14 protein-coding genes are annotated in these 14093 nt (G+C 69.8%); 5 read left to right on the plus strand and 9 right to left on the minus strand.

Translation table 11 applies throughout. The annotated features are described in order from the left end of the window. Positions 1-225: 225 nt before the first annotated feature. Positions 226-819, plus strand: coding sequence for a DedA family protein (locus BMY74_RS14500; protein ID WP_089915812.1), 594 nt, complete (start codon positions 226-228; stop codon positions 817-819). Here BMY74_RS14500 and BMY74_RS14505 read toward each other — a convergent pair. From BMY74_RS14505 to BMY74_RS14515, 3 genes are all read right to left on the minus strand, one after another. Further along, positions 726-1934 carry an MFS transporter gene (locus BMY74_RS14505; RefSeq protein WP_089915815.1) on the minus strand — a complete coding sequence of 403 codons (1209 nt, stop codon included), beginning with the start codon at positions 1932-1934 and terminating at the stop codon, positions 726-728. The two genes, BMY74_RS14500 and BMY74_RS14505, sit on opposite strands and share 94 nt — an antisense overlap. A gap of 46 nt (positions 1935-1980) precedes the next feature. Further along, a complete protein-coding gene (locus BMY74_RS14510; protein ID WP_089915818.1) occupies positions 1981-3192 on the minus strand; it encodes an MFS transporter in 1212 nt (403 codons plus the stop codon). A 159-nt stretch (positions 3193-3351) separates the two neighbouring features. Then, positions 3352-4086 (minus strand): carbonic anhydrase family protein, encoded by a 735-nt coding sequence (locus tag BMY74_RS14515; protein ID WP_089915821.1) that lies wholly within the window; start codon positions 4084-4086, stop codon positions 3352-3354. Positions 4087-4410: 324 nt separating this feature from the next. Between BMY74_RS14515 and BMY74_RS14520 the strand changes: the two genes are divergently transcribed. Then, a complete protein-coding gene (locus tag BMY74_RS14520; protein ID WP_089915824.1) occupies positions 4411-4761 on the plus strand; it encodes an MmcQ/YjbR family DNA-binding protein in 351 nt (116 codons plus the stop codon). On the opposite strand, the gene BMY74_RS14525 is transcribed toward BMY74_RS14520, so the two are convergent. After that, positions 4758-5666 (minus strand): MBL fold metallo-hydrolase, encoded by a 909-nt coding sequence (locus BMY74_RS14525; protein WP_089915826.1) that lies wholly within the window; start codon positions 5664-5666, stop codon positions 4758-4760. The two genes, BMY74_RS14520 and BMY74_RS14525, sit on opposite strands and share 4 nt — an antisense overlap. A gap of 82 nt (positions 5667-5748) precedes the next feature. Here BMY74_RS14525 and BMY74_RS14530 point away from each other — a divergent pair, with 82 nt between their 5' ends. After that, positions 5749-6579 carry a LysR family transcriptional regulator gene (locus tag BMY74_RS14530; RefSeq protein WP_089915829.1) on the plus strand — a complete coding sequence of 277 codons (831 nt, stop codon included), beginning with the start codon at positions 5749-5751 and terminating at the stop codon, positions 6577-6579. Here BMY74_RS14530 and BMY74_RS14535 read toward each other — a convergent pair. Next, complete coding sequence (locus tag BMY74_RS14535) at positions 6549-7151, minus strand: class I SAM-dependent DNA methyltransferase (protein WP_245786120.1); 603 nt, start codon at positions 7149-7151, stop codon at positions 6549-6551. The two genes, BMY74_RS14530 and BMY74_RS14535, sit on opposite strands and share 31 nt — an antisense overlap. Between BMY74_RS14535 and BMY74_RS14540 the strand changes: the two genes are divergently transcribed. Beyond that, complete coding sequence (locus BMY74_RS14540) at positions 7150-8325, plus strand: SGNH/GDSL hydrolase family protein (RefSeq protein WP_089915833.1); 1176 nt, start codon at positions 7150-7152, stop codon at positions 8323-8325. The genes BMY74_RS14535 and BMY74_RS14540 overlap by 2 nt on opposite strands. An 88-nt stretch (positions 8326-8413) precedes the next feature. Further along, positions 8414-8989, plus strand: coding sequence for a DUF4232 domain-containing protein (locus BMY74_RS14545; RefSeq protein WP_089915835.1), 576 nt, complete (start codon positions 8414-8416; stop codon positions 8987-8989). Here BMY74_RS14545 and BMY74_RS14550 read toward each other — a convergent pair. The 4 genes from BMY74_RS14550 to BMY74_RS14565 all read right to left on the minus strand — a co-directional run bounded on the left by BMY74_RS14550 (position 8986) and on the right by BMY74_RS14565 (position 14091). After that, positions 8986-9903, minus strand: a complete 918-nt coding sequence (locus tag BMY74_RS14550) for a LamG-like jellyroll fold domain-containing protein (RefSeq protein WP_089915838.1) — start codon at positions 9901-9903, stop codon at positions 8986-8988. The genes BMY74_RS14545 and BMY74_RS14550 overlap by 4 nt on opposite strands. Continuing rightward, complete coding sequence (locus tag BMY74_RS14555) at positions 9900-11957, minus strand: PQQ-dependent sugar dehydrogenase (RefSeq protein ID WP_089915841.1); 2058 nt, start codon at positions 11955-11957, stop codon at positions 9900-9902. Before BMY74_RS14555 ends, BMY74_RS14550 begins: the two co-directional genes overlap by 4 nt. A 338-nt stretch (positions 11958-12295) precedes the next feature. Then, positions 12296-13087 (minus strand): ABC transporter ATP-binding protein, encoded by a 792-nt coding sequence (locus BMY74_RS14560; protein ID WP_089915844.1) that lies wholly within the window; start codon positions 13085-13087, stop codon positions 12296-12298. Continuing rightward, complete coding sequence (locus BMY74_RS14565; RefSeq protein ID WP_218159623.1) at positions 13084-14091, minus strand: ABC transporter substrate-binding protein; 1008 nt, start codon at positions 14089-14091, stop codon at positions 13084-13086. The genes BMY74_RS14560 and BMY74_RS14565 overlap by 4 nt, the downstream gene beginning before the upstream one ends. Positions 14092-14093: the final 2 nt, after the last annotated feature.

A 14093-nucleotide genomic window follows, 5' to 3' on the forward strand; every position in this document is an offset into this window, starting at 1 on the left:
GGCGGTGGCGGCGGTGGCGGCGGCGGCGGCGGTGGCGGTGGCGGCGGCGGTGGCGGCGGTGGCGGTGGCGGGCGAGCTGTGCCAGCGGACACGGCCGACCGTCACCCAACACACGCGGCCGCCCCACCTCAGCACACGCGACCGACCTGCCCCAACACACGTGGCCGACTCGCCCCAGCAGAGCAGCAGGAGTGCCGGACGGGCAAAACGGGTAATTCGACGACCATGGAATGGATCACGCAGCTCATGGAGGCGCTGGGCTCCCCCGGCGCGGGCCTGGCGGTCGCCCTGGAGAACGTGTTCCCGCCGGTGCCGAGCGAGGTGATCCTCCCCCTGGCCGGGTTCACGGCGGGCCAGGGCAAGATCTCGCTGATCGCCGCGATCATCTGGACCACGGCCGGGTCCGTCGTCGGCGCCCTGGTGCTGTACGGGCTGGGCGCGTGGCTCGGGCTGGAGCGGTTGCGCAAGGTCGCCGACAGGATCCCGTTCGTCACGGTGTCCGATGTGGACAAGTCCGACGCGTGGTTCGACGAGCACGGCAACAAGGCCGTGTTCATCGGGCGGATGGTGCCGGTCGTGCGGAGCCTGATCTCCATCCCGGCCGGGGTGTCCGGGATGCCGGTCGTGAAGTTCACGCTCTACACGGCGGCGGGCAGCCTGGTGTGGAACACCGCGCTGATCCTCGCCGGGTACGCGCTCGGGGAGAACTACGAGCTCGTCGACCGCTACCTGGGCTGGGTCTCCATGGTGGTGCTGGCCGCGCTGGCCATCGCCATCGTCTGGTTCGTGGTCTCGCGCGTCAAAGCGCGCCGTTCGTAGAACACCGACGCCACCGCGATGGCGAGGCCGGCCAGCGACAACGCCACGCCGACCCACGCCGTCGAGGTGTAGCCCCAGCCCGCGGCGATCGCGAGACCGCCGAGCCACGCGCCCGCGCCGTTCGCGACGTTGAGCGACGAGTGGTTCGACGACGCCGCGAGCGACGGGGCGTCCGGGGAGGCGTCCATCAGCCTGATCTGCAGGGCCGCCGCGAGGATCTGGATGGTGAAGCCCAGCAGGAACAGGAACGCGAACAGGAACACCGGGATGGTCGCGGTGAGGCCGAAGAGCACCAGGATCACGCAGACGGCGATCAGCCCGCCGAACACCGAGCCGGTCACCGAGCGGTCGACGAACCGGCCGCCGAACGTCGCGCCGAGCGTCATGCCGAGGCCGAACACCGCCAGCACCCACGGGACGACGCTCGCCGGCAGGCCGCCGACCTCGGTCGTGAGCGGGGCGACGTAGGAGTAGACGGCGAACATGCCGCCGAAGCCGATCATGCCGGTGAAGATCGCGAACCAGACCGTCGGGCGGCCGAACGCGCGGACCTCGCCCTTCATCGACGCGCCCTCGGCTTTCGGGACCCTCGGCACCCACGCCGCGATGGCCAGCGCGGTGATCACGGCGATCACCGCGACCGCCAGGTACGCCGTGCGCCAGCCGATCTGCTGGCCCGCGGCCGTGGCGAGCGGCACGCCGACGAGGTTCGCCACGGTCAGACCGACCATCACGCGCGCAACGGCCGTGCCTCGCCGTTCGGGAGCGACGAGCGCGGCGGCGACGACGGCCGCGATGCCGAAGAACGCGCCGTGCGGCAGTCCGGCGACGAACCGCGCGATGAGCAGCAACGTCTTGTCCTGGGCCGCGGCCGACAGGCCGTTGCCGAGGGCGACCGCGAGCATCAGGCCGATCAGCATGCCCTTGCGCGGAAGCTTGGCGCCGAGCACGGCGATCAGCGGCGCGCCGACGACGACACCGGCGGCGTAGAGGCTGATCGCGTGGCCGGCCTCGTAGTCGGGGATGCCGAAGGTCTCCGCGATCTGGGGCAGCAGCCCCATCGTCGCGAACTCGGTCGTACCGATGCCGAACCCGCCGAGCGCGAGAGCGGTCATGGCGCGGGTGGTGTTCAAGGCTTCCCCATGGCTGGTAGTAGCAGGACTAGTTAGCTACTGGAACCACTTTACGGTCCTTCTGACGCGCTTCAGAAGACTCCGGACCGGTGCCGATGCTCACACGCCGGTCGAGGAATACCGACACGGCCGCGACCACCAGGCCACCGACCGCGAGCAGCGCCCCGATCCAGTTCGGCGAGGTGTAGCCGAGGCCCCGCTCGATCGCGAGACCGCCGAGCCACGCACCACCCGCGTTGCCGAGGTTGAACGCCGCGATGTTGGCCGCGCTCGCCAGCGCGGGCGCGCCCTCCGCGGTCTGCATGACCCGCATCTGCAACGGCGGCACGGTGGCGAACCCGGCCGCGCCGAACAGCACGATCGTGACGGCGGCGAGCACGGGCGAGTGCGCGGTGAACACGAACGCCGTCAGCACGGCGGCCAGCGAGATCAGGATGACCACGATGCTCTTCATCACCGACCGGTCCGCCGCCCTGCCGCCGAGCAGGTTGCCCGCGAACAGACCCACGCCGAACAGCACCAGCAGCCACGTCACGGCACCGGACGAGAAGCCCGCGACCTCGGTCATCATCGGCGCGATGTAGGTGAACGACGCGAAGACGCCCGCGAAGCCGAACGCGGTCATCAGCAGCGCGAGCCACACCTGCGGGTTGCGGAACACGGCGAGTTCGCCGCGCAGGTTGCCGGGCTGCGCCTCCTGCTTCGGCACCAGGAACACGATGCCGAGCAGGCCGATCACGCCCAGAGCGGTCACCGCCCAGAACGTCGAACGCCACCCGAGGGCCTGCCCCAGTGCCGTGCCCATCGGCACGCCCAGCACGTTCGCCACGGTCAGACCGGTGAACATCAACGCGATGGCGCTCGCCCTGCGTTGCGGCGCAACGAGGTCAGCGGCGACGACCGAGCCGACGCCGAAGAACGCGCCGTGCGCGAGCGCCGCGATGACGCGTCCGCTCATCAGCACGCCGTAGGTGTCCGCGAGCGCGGAGACGAGGTTGCCCGCGATGAACAGCACCATCAGCCCGAGCAGCATCTTCTTGCGGGGCAGGCGTCCGCCGAGCACGGTCAGCAGCGGCGCGCCGATCACGACGCCGAGCGCGTACCCGGAGATCAGCAGTCCCGCGCCCGGGATCGAGACGCCCAGGTCAGCCGCCACCTCGGGCAGCAGACCCATGATCACGAACTCGGTCGTGCCGATGGCGAAGGCGCTGATCGCGAGGGCGAGCAGAGCGACAGGCATGTCACACAGTCCTTGAAGTCGTAGGTTGTCCGCGTGGGCAATAGTTGCACACGCGGGCAATTGCATGCGACTTGTGAATCGGTGAAGCCCGTCACGCCGCCGGGAGACGCGAAGAAGGCCGGCCCCAGCGCCGGGACCGGCCTTCGCCTCGGGACGACCTCAGATGCGCGGGACCTCCACGAACGTGCGCCCGTTGAGCGGCTGCGTCGCACGGGCGTTGCCCGTGGTGAACAGACCCTTGAAGCGCGCGATGGTCGCGGCCGTCACGTGCTGCTCACCGGTGAGGTACCACTCGACGCCCTCGGTGAACGGCGCGGTCGTCAGCGAGCCGATGTAGTGCAGCGTGTGGTGGCCCGACGGCAGCAGGCGGTTGAGGTCGATCGGCGCGATGTCGACCGGCGCACCGCACTCCGGCGAGAGCCTGGCCAGCACGTCGTCCACGACCGAGTGCGAACCGACGACCAGCGGGACGCCGACCACCAGTAACTTGCCGGCGGCGCTGCGGTGCACGAGGTGCATCTCGAGCGGCGTGTTGCGGCCGCCGAACTGGTGCTCGGAGGGCGTGTGGAAGTGGAACTGCACCAGGTCGTATCTCGTGCCGGCCACCGTGACGTGACCCGCACCCGGTTCGACCTCCGCCTCCTCCGTCTCCTCGTGGTTGCGGATCGAGCAGCCGTTGTCGTCGGCCGTGTCCTTGCGGATGTACTTCAACTCCAGGGCGGAGTGCCCGTAGGACACGTCGAGCTTCGGCGCGTGGGGGTCGAGCCGGATCGCGCCCGGCGTGACGTTGACGGGACTTTGCTTCGGCGTCGCCGACTCGGCAGGGCCACCCGCGAAGAACGCGGCGGTGAGCACGAGCGGAAGAACAGCCGGAAGTGACCGCTTGATGTTCATGAGGTCACTTTTCACCCGATCGGGTGAAATGGGGAAGTGGAGTGTGGTCGCGCTCTCATAGGTCGGAAATATTCCCGCGACACCGAACTGGACCAGACGGAACTGATTCAGCACCTGGAAGTGCGTCGATGCAGGTCAAGCTCTTGCAACTCACTTGCGAAAAGCGGATTTCGACAGCGTTCGTTGAGCATGCAAATTCGAATTGAGACGACCTCGCCATTGAAGAACGAAAGCGTTCTCGATCACCAATGTCCGATTCACGACGATTTGCCGAATTTGCCTGAAACGACTCCGCCTTCGAAGTGCGTGCGGCAGGATTGTCCGATGGTCACCGTCGCCGACATCCGCGCCGTCGCACTGACGCTGCCGCGCACCACCGAACACCTCATCCGCGACCGCGTGAAGTTCCGCGTGGGCCAGATCGTCTACGCCGCCCTCTCCCGTGACGAGACCGTGCTGGGCTTCGGCTACCCGCGCGAGGAACGGGAGGCACTCGTGGCGAGCGATCCCGTCAAGTTCGCGCTCCCCGGCCAGTCCGACATGCGCTTCCAGTGGGTGCACGCCTCGATGGCCGAGCTGGACGTGGAGGAGATGACCGAGCTCGTCTGCGGCGCTTGGGCTCTGTGCGTGCCGAAGAAGCTCATCCGCGAGCGGCTCGGCGACGGCTACCTTTAGTCAACACTGAAGCTATCGAGGACACCATCGAATGGAGGCTGCTCAGCGCACAGACACCCGACCCCGGGCTCGATCCACTCCCGCCCCGTCCACTCCGGATGCCGCTCCACCAGCACCGCCCGCACCTCGGCCACGATCTCCTCCAGCCCCGCAGCGGAGTCGCGCCGGCGCCAAGTCTCGTCCCGCAGCTCCCCCAGGTAGTCCCGAACGCCGCGCACCACCTCCACCCCACCCACCGATCCGTGGCCCGGCACGACAACACGGGGTTCGCGGGCGATCAACCCGTCCAGCACGGCGATCCACGCGAGGCCGGAGACGTCGGTGTCGTGCGGCGGGAACCACGGGAAGATCGCGAACTGCCCGGTCTCGGCCAGGTCGCCGGTGAACAGCACGCCGGCGTCCGGCACCTCGACCACCTGGTCGCCCAGCGTGTGCCCGCGCCCGGTCGGCCGCAGCACCACCGTGCGGCCGCCGAGGTCGAGCGCGTGGACGCCGTCGGCCACCTCGTCGGGCACCGGCACCTCGACGTCCGCCAGCCGTTGCGCCACCGCCCCGCCGAAGCCGCGGAACATCTCCAGGTAGCCGGATCCCTTGCGGCGCAGGTCCTCCGCCTGCGCGCGGTTCACCACGTAGTGCTCGAACACGGACGCGCCGAACGCGTGCTCGGGGTGGAAGTGCGTCGTCGTCAGGTGGACCCGGCGTCCGCGGGCCACCTCCTCGGCGAACGCGCGCACGGCGGAGGCGTTGGTGTGGCCGAGGCCGGTGTCCACGACGAGGACGGCCTCGGTGCCGCCGATGATCCCGATGTTGGGCACCAGGCCGACGTGCTCGTTGGGGATCACCAGGACGTCCGGCGCGACTTCGACGGCACCGGACGTGTGGACCACGGGGTCGGGGAGGTTCATGCCCCCACTCCACCGGCGGGACGGGTGGCGCGTCCAAGACCGTCTGCGCACGCCCGATACCGCGCGAGTATCGTGCCTGGTCATGGAGCTGCGGACCCTGCGCTACTTCGTCGCTGTCGCCGAGGAGCTGCACTTCGGCCGCGCGGCACAGCGCCTGCACCTGAGCCAGCCGCCGCTGAGCCGGGCGATCAAGCACCTCGAGAACGACCTGGGTGCCACGCTGCTGCACCGCTCCCCCGCCGGCGTCACGCTCACCGAAGCGGGCCGCGTCCTGCTGGCCGAGGCGAAGGCGTTGCTGGAGCACGCCGACCGCATCCGCGCCAAGCTCGCGCGCACCACCATCACCGTCGGCATGCTCGGCGACCACGCCGCCGGGCTGGCCGAGGCGTTCCGGCGCCGGCACCCGGACGTCGAGATCCGCGTCCGCGAGACCGACCTGACCGATCCCACCTGCGGGCTGCGCACCGGCCAGGTCGACGTCGCCCTGACGCGCGGACCGTTCGACGAGACCGGCCTGAGGACCCTGGTGGTGCGCCGGGACCCGGTCGGCGCGGTGCTGCGGCGTGACGACCCGCTCGCCGCCAGGGACCGGATCACCACCGGTGACCTGGAGGACCGCGACTGGTTCCAGTTCCCGGACGGCACCGACGAGGTCTGGCGGAACTACTGGAACGGCGGGCGACCGCGCACCGGCCCGACCGTCCGCGCGGTCCAGGAGTGCGTGCAGTCCGTGCTGTGGAACGGTTCCGTCGGCCTGGCCCCGCTCGGCCACGACTTGGGTGAGCTCGTGGTCGTGCCGTTGAGCGACATGGCGCCGAGCCCCGTCGTGATCGCGTGGACCGGGGACGACCCGCTCACCCGCGACTTCGTCGAGGCGGCGGCTCAGGCGTACCGGCTCACGGTGACCGCGTAGTCGCCGCCCTCGAACGGCTTGCGGTCCCACGTCGCGAAGCGTTCGACCAGCGTGAGCCCGGCGTCCGCGCAGTGCGCGTCGTACTGCTCGACGGTGTAGCCCCGGTTCAGGCTGAACCCGGCGACCAGAACGTTCCCGACGTGCCTCGCGACGCCCGCGACGAGCGCGCCCTGTGTACCCGGCGGCGTGAACAGCGGCACGTTGCCCGCCATCACCACGACGTCGAACGTCCGCCCCAGGTCCAGCTCCGCCAGGTCCGAGCGCACCCACGTGATGTCCGGCGCCTGCTCGCACGCGTACGCCAGCATCGACTCGTCGAGATCGGCCCCGACCACCTCGATGCCGTGCCGGGCGAGCTCGATGCCGACCCGTCCGGTGCCGCACCCGGCGTCCAGCACGGACGCCGGCTCGAAGGCGCGCACGAACGTCGCCTCCCCGTGCACGTCCATCCCGGACTCGGCGAGCGAATCGAACCTGCGCTGGTACTCGGCCCCGTTCCACACGCCCGCCAGCATAGAACCGAAGATCGGGGGATACCGGACGTGTGAGAGCGCTGCCAGGGTCGAAGTCATGACGCGCTTTCTGCTGGCAGTGGCGTTGCTCGTGGCCGTGGCCCCTCCCGCGCAGGCCGCACCGCCCAGATGGGTCGGCACGTGGGCGGCCGCACCCTCCTCGGCCGTACCCGGCACGGACAACGGCTACGTGAACTACACGATCCGCAACATCGTGCACGTCAGCGCGGGCGGCAAGGAGGTCCGCGTCCGCCTGTCCAACGCCTTCGGCCGCACACCGGTGCTGTTCGGCCAGGTCACGGTCGCCCGCGCGGCCGGTCCGGACACGCCTCTCGCGCTGCCCGGCACCGTGCGCACGCTGACGTTCGGCGGCTCGCAGGCCATCACCGCCCCGGCCGGCGCCGACGTGATCAGCGACGGCGTGGCGCTGACCGTGCCCGCCGACTCCGACCTGCTCGTGAGCGTCTACACGCCCGAACCCGGCGGCCCGGTCACCCACCACGACCTGACCATGCAGAACTCGTACTTCACCCGCGAGGGAAACCACACGACCGACGAGTCCGCCCTGGCGTTCCGCGAACGCACCACGAACTGGCACTACGTCTCGGGCGTCGACGTGCGCAGCTCGACCCTGCAGGGCAGCGTGGTCGCGCTCGGCGACTCGATCACCGACGGCGCGAACTCGACCTTCGGGGCGAACCTGCGCTGGCCCGACCAGCTCGCCGACCGCGTGAACACGCGCCTGGGAGTGCTGAACGCGGGCATCAGCGGCAACCGCCTCCTGCTCGACGGCGGCGGGGCCGGCGTCAACGCCCAGGCCAGGCTGAACCGCGACGTGCTCACCCAGTCCGGCGTCCGGACGGTGATCGTGTTCGAGGGCATCAACGACATCCAGCAGACTCCGCACCAGACCGACCCGGCCAAGATCATCGCGGCGCTGCAGCAGATCGCCGCCCGGTCGCACGACCGCGGCCTGCGGGTGGTCGGCGCGACGATCACGCCGTTCAAGGGCTGGAACAGCTACACCGAGGAGCTGGAGCAGGTCCGCCAGAGCGTGAACGCGTTCATCCGCACGAGCCGCGACTTCGACGCCGTGGTCGACTTCGACCAGGTCATCCGCGACCCGGCGGACCCGCAGCGGATCAGGCCGGACTACGACGAGGGCGACCACCTGCACCCCGGTGACAAGGGCTTCGAGGCGATGGCGAAGGCGGTGAAGCTCGCCACGCTCTGACACCCGATCGGGCGGAACCGGTTTGCGGGGCCCCTGACCCCGGTTATTCGATGGAGATCAACACGAACCACCGGTAAGGGGTCCACGCATGCGTCTCACGATCCTCGCCGCCGTCCTCGCGGTCGGCGCCACGGCCTGCGGAACGTCGAACTCCGCGCCCCAGGGTCAGGCTGCGTCCACAACCGGCTCGGCCACGTCCACCCCGGCGTCCTCCACCGCCGCCTCGGCCTCCGACAAGCAGCAGGCGGCGGTGAAGGCCGAACTGACCATGCAGGGCAAGCCCGGTCTGGGCCTGCTCGCCACGACGAACCAGAGCGGCGCGCCCATCACCTTCCAGGGCTGGCCGAAGCTCACCTTCACCAACCCCGCGAACGAGCCCGCGAACATCCCGGTCGAGCAGAAGCTGGTGCCGGGCGAGGGGCCGTCGATCACGCTGCAGCCCGGCCAGACCGCGTTCGCCGGGGTGCAGCTCGACGTGGACGACGACACGAACTCGTTCGCCATCAACGAGATGACCGTCGAACTGCCCGGTCTGACGCCGGCGAAGGTGACGTTCATCGGCACGGACGGCCAGCCGATCGCCGACCTGACCAAGCTCAAGGTGAGCGAGGCCAAGGTCGGGACGATGCAGCCGGCCGCCCAGGGCGTGACGGTGTTCGACTAGCGCATCCAGCGGTACTGGAGCTCCACCTCTCGCGGATGGGCAGCCCGGTCCAGGAACATCAGGCCGTCCATCCGGCAGTTGCAGGCGTTGCCCTCGCGGGTGTTCTGCGGGTAGCTGCCGCCGATCTTGTAGCCGCGCGGGTCGGTCGCCGTCGCCAGGTCGGGCTCCGGCTCGCCTTCGAGCTGCCACGGGTCGCCCGCCGTGACAGACCGGCCCGCGAGCGGCTTTCCGTTGCGGTACAACGCCATCGTGCCGGTGTCGAAGTCGAACGTGGCCGCGAGGTGCACCCACTCGTTCTGCGGCAACAGCTTCTGCCAGTCCTCCGCGGCCGCGAAGGTCTGCGAGGCGCCGCCGTCGAGTCTGCGCGCCAGGGCCACTAGCTTCAGTTCACCGTCGACCTGGATCAGCTCCAGCAGTGCGCGCACCGCGTGGCCGTTGGAGTCGCCGGTGAGGACGCCCGCCAGGCCGATGGCGTTGTAGAGGTCGGACGGGTCGGCGGTGGCCGAGTTCGGGGCGGGGTTCTGGCCCGTCATCTTCACCCAGCCCAGGATCGACGCCTCGCGTGCGCCGTTGAACGCCCTGAGCGTCGGCACGCCGGTCTCGCTGTAGAGGCCTGCCTTCCAGTCGTCGTTGCCGGCTGTCTCGGGGTTGATCTGCTTGAGCTGCAACGAGGTTCGGCTCGACACGCCGTCGCGCACGCGCATGTCCGCGCCACCGTTGATCAGGTGCAGCGGCGTTCCCGAGCGGCCCCTGTCCTGTTCCAGGACCCTGTTGCCGCGCACCGGGTGTTCGAAGTCGTAGTAGGACACCAGGTTGCGCGACAACGACGGCAGCACCGGGCCGAACGCCGCCTGAGCCGGTGCGGCGAGACCGAGGACGAACGCCGCGGTCACTCCGAGAACCGCCGCCCTCATCGGATCGCCCCGCCCTGCACGCGCAGGTCTCGTAGCCTGCCGATGTTGTCGAACGAACCGAAGCCGACGCGTCCCGACGCGAACGTCCTGTCCACAGCCGTCATCAGCGGATGCTGCGACCCGTCGACATACACGGCGATCTCCCCGCTGTCGGTGCAATGCCTGACCCGCACGCGATGCCACGCCGTGTCGGTGACGGCCGGAGGTGCGCCGACGGAACGCACGGCGTCCCACTGGTGGTCGAGGCGCAGCCGGTCGGCGTTGTTCACGACGAAGATCCCGTTGTGCGGGTAGATCTTGTTGTCCGACGAGAGGTGCGCGTAGTAGAACTCGGTGTCGGAGCGGTACCCGAACACGATGATCACGTCCCGGTTGGACTCCGCGACGGGCGTGTCGAGCCGCACCGAGGCGTCCACCTGCACCGAGCCGAACGCCGGTCCCTTCCTCAGCACGGCGTACTCGAACGGGCGGCGCGGGCCGGGGCGGGCGACGCCGGGTTCGGCGAGCACGACCTCGCGACCGGGGAACTGCCACAGTTCCGGGGTCACCGGCTGCCACGCACTCGCGTTGCCCGTTCCCGTGACGAGGTCGTGGCCGGTGCGGCAGGAGGCGAACGCGCGGGCGCCCGTCACCTTCCAGACCTTCCCGTTCGCCTTGGCCAGCACGTACAGCTCACCCTCGGCGTCCTGGCCGAAGCGCAGGTCGACGCGGTTCGGATCGCCGACCAACGCCTTCATCGTCGTGAGCTCGCCACCGGCGTACACCATCAGCTCGCGGGAGACGGCCATCGGCTGCCCGGCGCGCATCTCGCGTTCGTCAGCCAAGTAGAGCAGCCCCTTGACGCCCTCGCCGTAGATGTACTTGCCCCGCAACGAAGGGATCTTCGAGCCGCGGTAGACGAAGCCGCCCATCAACGCGTTGCCGCTGTCCGCACAGGGCTGCTGGGTGGACAGCCGGTTGTGGTCGAACGCCGTCACCGGGTAGGTGAAGCCGTACTTCGCGTCGTCGGCGGGCAGCGGGAACACCCCGCACGACGGGTCGCCGCGCCGGTACTCCCAGATCCCCTCGCGCTCGCTCCAACCGAGGTTGGCGCCCTTGCGGACCTCGTACACCGAGTCCACGGCCTTCTCGCCGATGTGCCCCAGGAACATCCGGCGCGTCACCGGGTCCCAGCTGAAGCGGTACGGGTCGCGCATGCCGTACGCGTAGATCTCCCCCAGCGCCCCCGGGTTCCGCACGAACGGGTTCTTCGCCGGAACGCCGTACCGGCCGTTCACCCCGTTGGTGCCGGCGGGGTCGATGCGCAGGATCTTGCCCTGCGGGAGCCCGAGGTTCTGCGGCTCGGTGGTCGAGAACCCGGTGCCGCCATCGCCGGACGCGACGTAGAGCAGGTGGTGGTCCTCGTCCCACGGACGTGCCGTCGGGTTGAAGCCGATCTCCTGGAACCCGTGGATGAACGACCCGAAGCCCACCCTGAGCAACTCGCGCCGCGTGCCCGCGAAGACGTCCGCACGCGGGTCGTCAGCGGTCCACTCGGTGATCACCCCGTGCACCTGTGTGTTGCTCGGTGACGGCAAATCCGGCTTCTTCGTCGTGAGCGCGGCGCCGGTCTCGGTGTGCACGGTGTAGAACTTGCCGTTGCGCCGGAAGTCGGGGTGGAACGCGGCGAACCCGAATCCGCTGCCGAGACCGCGGTGCGTGTGGAAGTCGGGCCCGACCGCCGCGCCCAGGTCGAGGAACGCGTGCTGGACCCCGTTCTCCAGCAGGTAGAGCTTGCCGTTCATGTCGGGCACGAACAGGCGGCCGGAACCGTCCGGCAGCTCGCCGAGGTAGTTGATCCTGTTGTACCGCACCAGTCTGGTGTCGGTCGGCGGCGGGACCGGCTGGGACTTAGGCAGCTGCGCCACCTCGGTCAGCTCCAGGCCGAGGCCGGACGGGCCGGGGGTCGGCAGCGGGTCGGCGATCGGCACGTCCGCTTGCGCCGACGCGATGGGTGCGAACAGCGAGGAGAGCACGAGGGTTGTGACGGCTAGACGGGAAAGGCGTCGGTACATCCCCACCACCCTGTGGGCCAGGCCGTGTACGCGGGCACGGCGACGGAAAGCGCTTTCCAACACGGCGGAGTTCGGACGCTACCCAGCTAATAGTGGTGTTACAACCCCCGGAACGGGCTGGAGGGAGGTGCGGCGTGCGACCTTGCGGCGGCACGGGCAGGAGGTCTGCCGCGAACGCGTTGCGCCGCTTAGTGATGCTGGCGGCGGGTCACGGCAGCCACGCGCCGCGTGGTGGCGCGTCACGGCGGGACGCATGCTCTCCAGCCATGCCTGGCAGCGGCGGCGCCGCACCTCGCCACCGCCCGCCTGCGGCGGCCGCACCCCTCACCCGCCCCCTCTCACTCCTGCCCCGTAGCCGCCCCCAACAGGTCCCGGATCCGCGCCGTGGCCGAAGCGAACTCCGGCCGGGCCATCGTCGCGGTGTAGTCCCGCACCCCAGGCAGGTCCACCTCGATCACCTCGTGCACCACCGCGGGCCGTTGTGTCAGCACGATGACCCGGTTGGCGAGGTACACCGACTCCGCGATCGAGTGCGTCACCAGCAGCACCGTCGTGCCGGTCTCCCGCCACACCCGGTGCAGCTCGACGTTCATCTGCTCGCGCGTCAACGCGTCCAGCGCGCCGAAGGGCTCGTCCATCAGCAGCACGCGCGGTTGGTGCAGCAGGGCACGGCACAGCGCCACGCGTTGCTGCATGCCGCCGGACAGCTCGTGCGGCAGGGCGTTCTCGAAGCCGGACAGGCCCGTCATCTCGATGAGCTCGTCGGCCCGGCGCGCCGCCTCGGCGCTGTTCATGCCGCGCATCTCCGCCTGCAGCAGGATGTTCCGGCGGGCGGACCGCCACTCCAGCAGCGCGGCTCGCTGGAACACGAAACCGATGTCGTGGCGTGGGCCGCGGACCTCGGAGCCCAGCAGCGTCACCGTGCCCGACGACGGTTTCAGGAGGCCGGAGACGAGTTTCAGCAACGTCGACTTGCCGCAGCCGGAGGGGCCGACGATGGACACGAACTCACCCGGCGCGACGTCCAGCGAGACCTGCTGGATCGCGGTCACCTCCGCGCGCTTCGAGCGGAAGCGCACGGAGACGTCGTCGATCGCCACGGAGGCGGCCATTTCCAAGGTTGCGCTCATCCCTGTGGTGCCACGCTTTCTTCCCAGTACGCGGAAGGCTCGGACGCCTCTTTGATGATGCCGGTCTGCTGGAAGGTCTCGATCGTCTTCTTCCAGTCCTCCACGGAGTTGACGCCCGGCGCCTTGCCCTTGGTGGCTTCGGTGTGCAGCAGCGTCAGCGTCGTCTTGAACTGCTCCAGCACGACGGTCGGTGACGGCAGCTGCTCGGCGGCGCCCTTCATCGACTCGGCCGCCGCCTCCGGTGCCTTCTCGGCCTCCGCCCAGGCCTCCTGGGTGGCCGCGACCATCTTCTTCACGAGCTCGGGGTTCTTCTGCAGCATGGACTTCGAGGTGAGCAAGCCGTTGCTGAAGTAGTTCAAGCCGAACTCGGAGAACCGGAGGTAGCCGACGTCCTTGCCCGCCTTCTCCTTGATGGTCGGGCCCTGGTCGGACGCGAAGCCGAGCAGCACGTCGGTGCGGTTCGAGATGACCGCGGCCATCTTGCCCGCCGGGTCGATGTTCTGGATCGAGACGTCGGACTCCTGCAGGCCGTTCTGCTTCAGGAAGGCCGGGAACGTCTTCGTCAGCGCGTCGCCCGCGGTCGTGGCGACGGACTTGCCCTTGAGGTCGGACGGCCTGGTGATGTTCTTGTCGGTGAAGAACTGCACGGACGCCGGGGTGGTCTGCAGGTACACCCCGATGCTCTTGGCCGGGACGCCCTGCTCGACGGCCGTGGCGAGGGCCGACGTGTCCGCCCAGCCGAAGTCGGTCTGGCCGGCGCCGGTCGCCGTGACGGTCTTGCCGGAGCCCTGACCCGCCTGGATCTTGAGGTTGATGCCGTGGCGGGAGTAGATGCCCTGCTTGACCCCGTAGTAGAACGGCGCGTGCTCGCCGTACGGGTACCAGTTGAGGGTCAGCGTGACCTCTTGGGCCTCACCGCCGGACCCCGACGTCGTGCCGCCGCCCCCGCCGCAGGCGGCGAGCACCAGCAACGCGGGGACGAGACCAGCGAGCAGCTTCTTCATCG

This window comes from Lentzea albida (assembly GCF_900111005.1).
GTDB classification, from domain to species: Bacteria; Actinomycetota; Actinomycetes; order Mycobacteriales; family Pseudonocardiaceae; genus Lentzea; species Lentzea albida.

Coding starts and splice junctions, on each gene's coding strand:
- BMY74_RS14545 (WP_089915835.1), top strand. CDS start 8,414: ATGCGTCTCACGATCCTCGCCGCCGTCCTCGCGGTCGGCGCCACGGCC.
- BMY74_RS14565 (WP_218159623.1), bottom strand. CDS start 14,091: ATGAAGAAGCTGCTCGCTGGTCTCGTCCCCGCGTTGCTGGTGCTCGCC.
- BMY74_RS14555 (WP_089915841.1), bottom strand. CDS start 11,957: ATGTACCGACGCCTTTCCCGTCTAGCCGTCACAACCCTCGTGCTCTCC.
- BMY74_RS14525 (WP_089915826.1), bottom strand. CDS start 5,666: ATGAACCTCCCCGACCCCGTGGTCCACACGTCCGGTGCCGTCGAAGTC.
- BMY74_RS14550 (WP_089915838.1), bottom strand. CDS start 9,903: ATGAGGGCGGCGGTTCTCGGAGTGACCGCGGCGTTCGTCCTCGGTCTC.
- BMY74_RS14530 (WP_089915829.1), top strand. CDS start 5,749: ATGGAGCTGCGGACCCTGCGCTACTTCGTCGCTGTCGCCGAGGAGCTG.
- BMY74_RS14500 (WP_089915812.1), top strand. CDS start 226: ATGGAATGGATCACGCAGCTCATGGAGGCGCTGGGCTCCCCCGGCGCG.
- BMY74_RS14540 (WP_089915833.1), top strand. CDS start 7,150: ATGACGCGCTTTCTGCTGGCAGTGGCGTTGCTCGTGGCCGTGGCCCCT.
- BMY74_RS14505 (WP_089915815.1), bottom strand. CDS start 1,934: ATGACCGCTCTCGCGCTCGGCGGGTTCGGCATCGGTACGACCGAGTTC.
- BMY74_RS14535 (WP_245786120.1), bottom strand. CDS start 7,151: ATGACTTCGACCCTGGCAGCGCTCTCACACGTCCGGTATCCCCCGATC.
- BMY74_RS14560 (WP_089915844.1), bottom strand. CDS start 13,087: ATGAGCGCAACCTTGGAAATGGCCGCCTCCGTGGCGATCGACGACGTC.
- BMY74_RS14520 (WP_089915824.1), top strand. CDS start 4,411: ATGGTCACCGTCGCCGACATCCGCGCCGTCGCACTGACGCTGCCGCGC.
- BMY74_RS14515 (WP_089915821.1), bottom strand. CDS start 4,086: ATGAACATCAAGCGGTCACTTCCGGCTGTTCTTCCGCTCGTGCTCACC.
- BMY74_RS14510 (WP_089915818.1), bottom strand. CDS start 3,192: ATGCCTGTCGCTCTGCTCGCCCTCGCGATCAGCGCCTTCGCCATCGGC.